This window comes from Burkholderia sp. Se-20373 (genome assembly GCF_017104705.1).
Lineage (GTDB): Bacteria > Pseudomonadota > Gammaproteobacteria > Burkholderiales > Burkholderiaceae > Burkholderia.
This window is the reverse complement of record NZ_JAAGPH010000255.1, coordinates 1-6403: the sequence shown is the minus strand read 5'-3', so window position 1 is coordinate 6403 and position 6403 is coordinate 1. Positions and strand designations below refer to the sequence as shown.

General features: G+C 68.1%; 5 protein-coding genes and 1 pseudogene. 2 read left to right on the top strand and 4 right to left on the bottom strand.

Annotated elements, in window-relative coordinates; all coding sequences use genetic code 11:
• Window positions 1-26 precede the first annotated feature (26 nt).
• From G3N96_RS37310 to G3N96_RS37295, 4 genes are all read right to left on the bottom strand, one after another.
• Window positions 27-746, bottom strand: coding sequence for a molecular chaperone (locus tag G3N96_RS37310; RefSeq protein WP_206140335.1), 720 nt, complete (start codon window positions 744-746; stop codon window positions 27-29).
• A 15-nt stretch (window positions 747-761) separates the two neighbouring features.
• Entirely contained in the window at window positions 762-1262 is a 501-nt protein-coding gene (locus tag G3N96_RS37305) for a spore coat U domain-containing protein (protein WP_124576053.1), read from the bottom strand.
• Between the two features lie 579 nt (window positions 1263-1841).
• Window positions 1842-3047, bottom strand: a complete 1206-nt coding sequence (locus tag G3N96_RS37300) for an MFS transporter (RefSeq protein WP_206140334.1) — start codon at window positions 3045-3047, stop codon at window positions 1842-1844.
• A 754-nt stretch (window positions 3048-3801) separates the two neighbouring features.
• Window positions 3802-4713, bottom strand: coding sequence for a LysR family transcriptional regulator (locus tag G3N96_RS37295; RefSeq protein WP_206140333.1), 912 nt, complete (start codon window positions 4711-4713; stop codon window positions 3802-3804).
• 165 nt (window positions 4714-4878) lie between these two features.
• Between G3N96_RS37295 and G3N96_RS37290 the strand changes: the two genes are divergently transcribed.
• Both G3N96_RS37290 and G3N96_RS37285 read left to right on the top strand, forming a co-directional pair.
• Window positions 4879-5799, top strand: a complete 921-nt coding sequence (locus G3N96_RS37290; protein ID WP_206140332.1) for a pyridoxal-phosphate dependent enzyme — start codon at window positions 4879-4881, stop codon at window positions 5797-5799.
• Between the two features lie 281 nt (window positions 5800-6080).
• A pseudogene (locus tag G3N96_RS37285) lies at window positions 6081-6403 on the top strand (hypothetical protein); the annotation flags it as partial.

Genomic DNA, 6403 nt, shown 5'->3' with positions numbered 1-6403 from the left:
GACGGGCCGGGCGGCGCAACGGCGGACTAGCTCGGGGGCTTCTCCACCACGGCGGCGCCCGCCGGCTGCGAATTGACGGCTGCCCGCACCGTGACCTTGCCGCCGAGCGTGACGCCGGCCGGCAGCGGCACGCTCCACTGGCCCGTGCGGCCCGCGAGTGCATAGCCGAGCAGGCCGCGCGTGAGCGGGACCGTATGACCGTCGGCAGTCACGAGTTCGACGGACGCCAGTTGCGCGCGCCGCGTGCCGCCGTTGCGCACCCGCAGCACCCAGCCGCCGTTGTTGCGCAACAGCGCCCAGTCGAGTCGCGGCGCGCCGTCGGCGGCAGGCTCGACGAACACCGGTATCGAATAGCGCAGCCGGATCGACACGCCGTTGGCCGGCGTTTCGCCGGGCGGCGGCAATTCGTCGATCAGCAGCCGGTAGGCCTGCTCGGTGCCGGATGGCACGCGCGATGCGCGCACCACGCGGATCAGTTGCTCGGACTGTGTGCCGACCTCGATCAGCGGTGGGCTGGCCAGCAGATCCTGCGTGGGCGTCAAGGTGTCCTGGCCATCGGTCTGGTTCCAGAGGAACACGCGCACCTGTCCGTACACCGGGCGTTCGCCCGGATTGCGCAGCGTGATGCCGCTGGCCGTGTCGTCGGCACTGAATTCGATCGTGACGGGGGAGATCTGCAGCGACGCGGCGTGCGCGGCGCCGGCCGCGCACAGCAGCGCGACGAGCGTTCGACGGAATGCGGTCATGCGATGCGGCGCCGGTCAGAAGTAGACGGTTGCGGTGACGGTCGTCTGATAGGTGTCCGGTTTCGGCGTCGCCTGCGCGGGCACCTGGCCATAGACGGTCAGCGATTGCGCGGCGCCCGTGCCGGTGCCGGCCACGGTGTTCGTGCCTTGCGTGTTGCCCCAGATCGTCGTGCGCCCGGCGTCCTGGTAGAGCTGGAAGTCGACGGTCGTCGTCGTGTTGCCGGTGGCCGTGCCGGCCATCAGGCGGCTCGCGACGGTCGAGCCCGTGACCGTGCCGGCGTCGAGGCCGACGTTGTACGGCGTCGTATTGGTGCAGGTGACGCTGACGGTGGTCTGCTGGTTGATCGCGGTGGCCAGCACCCCGTTGGTGCCGAACGCGAGCGGGTTCGCGGCGATCGTGCAGTTCGGCTGCAGCGTCAGCGTGACGTTGAAGGTCGCGGTGGCGGTGCCGTTCGAATAGGTGGCTGCGTCGGCGGCGGGTGTCGACAGGCCGATGGACAGCGCGAGCGACAACATCGTGGAAGCGATGGCGAGTTTCACACTGATCCCTCATCGATCGATTTTTCGTTGGATTTATGCCGCGCTTGATCGCGCTACGTTGTCGCAAATCCTGATACGAATCGGCAATTCTTTCAATCTTTAAATTCACCCTGTTTCATTTTGTTACATTTGCAGGGCTATTAATTGAATAAAGGTGAGGAGAATTTCTTTATTCGATTTCTCGTGCGGGATTCGTATAAGTCATTACCTTGCATTGCAGCAAAAACGGGTAATTCATGCGGGGTTCGAGACTATTTTTCAGGCTGATTGGGCGGGTTGAGCCGGCCGGCGGCGAATGGGATAAGTAGTGGGCTGGATGCGGTGAAGAAGAAATGAAAGTGAATCATTTGAATGAATTGAATCGTTTTTCATTCCGAAAACGTATTGCATTGGGAGCGCTGAAAGATCGCTGGAGATTCGGGATTTTTCCAGCTTGAGGGGCGTTGAATCGAAGTCGGCCGTTGAAAACGAAAACGGCCGCATTGCGCGGCCGTGAGCGTGGGTCGGTACGGATCGGCGGTCCGGCATGCGTTGCCGGCGCGCGACGGGTCGCGATTACGAATTCGCGGTGGCCGGTGCGCGGCGCTGTTGCGCGATCTGCAGGAACACGAGTGCGAGTCCGGCTGCGGCGATCAGTCCGCCGACGAGCGGCACGGCCGCATAACCGAAGCCCGCCGAGAGCGCCGCGCCGCCGGCCGCCGCGCCGAGCGCGTTGCCGAGGTTGAATGCGCCGATGTTGACGGCCGACGCGAGCCCCGGCGCTTCGTGGGCTGCCCGCATCACGCGCATCTGCAGCGGCGGCACGACCGCGAACGTCGCGACACCCCACACGAGCAGTGTGGCGGCGGCGCCTGCATGCGTGCGGGCGAGCACCGGGAACGCGGCCATCGTCGCGATCAGCAGCAGCAGGAACCCGATCAGCGTGCCGTCGAGCGAGCGGTCGGCGAGGCGCCCGCCGGCGATGTTGCCGATCGAGAAGCCGACGCCGATCAGCACCAGCATTGCGGTCACGAAGCTGGGTGTCGCGCCGGTCAGGTGTTCGAGCGTCGGCGCGACATACGTGTAGAGCGTGAACATCGCGCCGGCGCCGAGCACGGTCGTCCCGAGCGCGCCGAGCACGACGGGGCGCGTCAGCACCGAGAGTTCCGCGCGCAGGTCGGGCATCTTGCCGGCTTCGCCCTTCGGCAGCGCGGCGAACAGCCCGGCGATCGCAACCAGGCCGAGGCCCGCGGTCGCCGCGAACGACATGCGCCAGCCGATGATCTGGCCGAGCCAGGTCGCGGCCGGCACGCCGCCGACGTTCGCGATCGTGAGACCCATGAACATCGTCGCGACCGCGCTCGCCTGCTTCTCGCGCGGCACGAGGCTGGCCGCGACCACCGAGCCGAGCCCGAAGAAGGCGCCATGGTTGAGGCTCGTCACGAGGCGGGCGAGCAGCAGCGTCGTGTAGTCCGGCGCGAACGCCGACAGCAGGTTGCCGATCGTGAAGATCGACATCAGCGCGATCAGCGCCGAACGGCGCGACCAGCGCGCGAGCAGCAGCGTCATCAGCGGCGCGCCGACCATCACGCCGATCGCATACGCGCTGATCAGCATGCCGGCTTGCGGAATCGACACGTGCACGCCGTCGGCGATCACGGGCAGCAGGCCCATCGGCGAGAACTCGGTCGTGCCGATGCCGAACGCGCCGGCGGCGAGTGCCAGCAGCGGCAGCGCGGCGCTGCCGCCCGGGCGGGAAGGAGAGGAAGTCGTGGTCTTCACGCGATGGGCTCCTGGAGTCGAGAAACAACGAACGGCACGGACCGTTGAGGACAGGAAGCAGTGTGCCTGCATGACTTTTGCGGAAAAAGCCGTGTACGGACGAAATTATCTTGATTTCATGTCAACAATGCAGCGTGCGCTTGACGCCGGGTGGCGCGGCGGGCGAAAGCGCTGTTTTTGTGAAAGATATTTGTAACGCGCAGCATGCGGCTTCAGGCCGGGAGATCGCGATCCATCGGCGCTTCGACGCGGACTGACGGTCGCTCCCGCCGGATGAACCGTAAGCCGCCCGCCGACTGCGCGGCGATGGGTGGTCGCGCGGATCGGACGGGCCGCTCAGGCGGCCGGCATCGCGCCGGGCGAATCTCGCATCGTCGCCGAAAACCCTTGGCAGACAAGGCCCACAGGCAAAAAAAGCCCCGATCACAGGGGGACCGTGACCGGGGCGGAAACGCATCCTCTCTTTGGCACGAGGGTTGGATGCGCGCGCAGTATATTTCGAGCCATGACAATTCGAAGCGACGTTAAACGGCCGTTTTTGGTGCCAATTTAAAAACACCGGTGTTGCGGCATCCGGTGTCGTCGTTTTGTAAGAATTTGCGCAAAAAAGATGCGGCTGTTTAGCGTGTTTCGGCAGCCAAAGCGACGGTTGGGTGGAAGGGGATTGCGCCCGTCACTCGGCACCGCGAATCGGCTCGCTCGAGTGCCGGGCGAGGCCGCCGCACCTGCTGGACATTCAGCCCGCTCAGCACGCTCAGCCCGCTTCGCCGGTCGCATCCCGCACGGCTTCGAGAAACCGCGCGACGATGGGCGACGGGGGCACGGCTGCGCCGTCGAACACGAACTCGATGTCGAAGCGGCTCGCGAGTTCGTCGAGCGCGACGAGCCGGACCGTGTGCGGGCAGGTCGGCGACGCGCTTTCCGGCACGAACGCACAGCCCATCCCGGCCGCGACGAGGCCGATCAAAGTCGGAATGTCGCTGCCGACCTGCGCGATGCGCGGCGTGAAGCCGGCCCGCTGGCACTGCGCCATCAGGAACCGGTGGTGCGCGGCGGAGCGCTGCGCGTCGAACCAGACGAACGGCTCGTTCGCGACGTCGGCCAGCGTGCGTGGCGCGGTGAAGTGTCCGCCCGGCGGTGCGGGCATGGCGAGCACGAAGCGGTCGCTCAGCAGCCGCACGCCCGACAGGTGCGGCGCCTCGTCCTGACGCCACGCCATGATCCCGCTGTCGAGCTGGCCGCGCATCAGCGCGTTCGCCTGTTCGGCCGACAGCATCGGCGCGATCGACAGCTTCACGTCCGGGCACGCGTCGCGAAACGCCTTGAGGACGGTGCCGACGACGGGCAGCGGCAGGCAGTTCGGCAACGCACCGAGCCGCAGCTCGCCCAGCTGGCCGGCCGCGCTGCGCAGCGCGCGCTCACGGCTGTCCTGCAGCGTCGCGAGCAGGCCGGTCGCGTCCTGCAGGAAGCTGGCGCCCGCCGCCGTGAGCGTGACGCCGGTTGCGCGGCGCACCAGCAGCGGCGTGCCGATCGCGTCCTCGAGTTCGCGGATCTGTCGCGACAGCGCGGGCTGGACGATGCCGGCCGCGCGGGCGCCGGCCATCACGCTGCCGGCTTGCGCGACGGCCACGAAGTAGCGCAGGTGACGCAATTCGATCTGGCGCATGCGGCATCCATTAGGTTCATCGATATACCTGTGGAGCATAGCAAATGCCATCCGATGGTATTGGAAAGCATGGGAGGCGTGCCGTACGATGACCGCCATTGCCGCTCGCCGTTGCACGTCGCGTGCGTTCCCCCCGTTCCCCACTGGTCCCACTGGTCCCGCCCCATGCCGCTTCATATCCCGACCCCTTATCTCCGCTCGCCAATCGCATCCCGCCGGCTCGGCAGGACCATCCGGCTGAAGCTCGACGCGCTGCAGCCTTCTGGCTCGTTCAAGCTGCGCGGCATCGGCGCCGTCTGCGAAGCGCGGCACGCGGCCGGCGCGCGGCGCTTCGTGTCGTCGTCGGGCGGCAACGCGGGCATCGCGGTCGCGTATTGCGGCCGCGAGCTCGGCGTGCCGGTGCTCGTCGTCGTACCGGAAAGCGCGTCGGCCCGCGCACGCGAGCTGATCCGCGTCGAGGGCGCCGAGCTCGTCGTGCACGGGGCGAGCTGGGCCGAGGCGAATGCGTTCACGCAGTCGGCGCTCGGCGAGCATGATGCGTTCGTGCATCCGTTCGACGATCGCGTGCTGTGGCAGGGCCACGCGACGATGATCGACGAGATGGCGGCGGCTGGCCCGAAGCCCGACGCGATCGTGCTCGCGGTCGGCGGCGGCGGGCTGCTGTGCGGCGTGCTCGAAGGGCTGGCGCGCAACGGCTGGTACGACGTGCCGGTGGTCGCGGCCGAAACGGAAGGCGCCGACTGCTATGCGCGCTCGCTCGCGCAGGGGCATGCGGTCGAATTGCCGGCGATCACGAGCATCGCGACGTCGCTCGGCGCGAAGCGGCCGTGCGACGCGGCGGTCGAATGGGCAGCGCGACACGAGATTCACCCGGTCGTCGTGTCCGATGCCGAGGCGGTGGCCGCATCGCTGCGTTTCCTCGACGAGCACCGGATCGTCGTCGAGCCCGCGTGCGGTGCCGCGCTGGCCGCGCTCGAGCGGCCGGTGCCCGGGCTCGCGTCGGCGAAGGAGATCGCCGTGATCGTCTGCGGCGGCGTGACCGCGACCGTCGAGCAGATGCAGACGCTGCATGCGACGTTGAGGTAGGCGGGGCGGCCGGCCCTAGCTGGCCTGTCGGATGACGGCCGGACGGCAGTCGATCCCGGCGAACGTCGGCATCGGCTGCGCATACCTCGACGCGAGGCATCGAAGCGACGTCGGCGACACAACGGGCATGCAGCCGGCAGCACGGACATTCCCGTGATGAATGACGGAGAAGGGAGCGTATCGTCGCGCGGCGCCGAATAGGGCCCGACGCGACGATACGGACGGCCGGTCAGTGTGCGGCCGGTGCGCTCGCGCCGGACGGTGCGGACGATGCGACGGGATTGGCGGCAGCGGGCGCAGGCGATGCGCTTGCCGGAATCGATGCCGATGCCGATACGGGCGCCGAAGCGGTGGGTGCGGGCGCAGGCGCGACCGGTGCCGGTGTTGCAGCCGCCGGTGCCGATACGACAGGTGTCGATGCTGCCGCGGCCGGCGACGATGCCGGACCGGAAGCGGATGCAGGCACGGAAGCCGAAACCGGCGCGGATGCCGATCCGGACGCCGGTGCGGGCGTCGACGACGCGGCCGCTGCAGGCGCTCCACCCGAAGCCGATACCGCCCCCGCACCCGATGCCGCCACCGGCGCGGCAGCCCGCATCGCCGC

Excerpts from the sequence above, each read along its gene's own strand:
- G3N96_RS37310 (WP_206140335.1), bottom strand. The coding sequence starts at position 746 with ATGACCGCATTCCGTCGAACGCTCGTCGCGCTGCTGTGCGCGGCCGGC.
- G3N96_RS37305 (WP_124576053.1), bottom strand. The coding sequence starts at position 1,262 with ATGTTGTCGCTCGCGCTGTCCATCGGCCTGTCGACACCCGCCGCCGAC.
- G3N96_RS37295 (WP_206140333.1), bottom strand. The coding sequence starts at position 4,713 with ATGCGCCAGATCGAATTGCGTCACCTGCGCTACTTCGTGGCCGTCGCG.
- G3N96_RS37290 (WP_206140332.1), top strand. The coding sequence starts at position 4,879 with ATGCCGCTTCATATCCCGACCCCTTATCTCCGCTCGCCAATCGCATCC.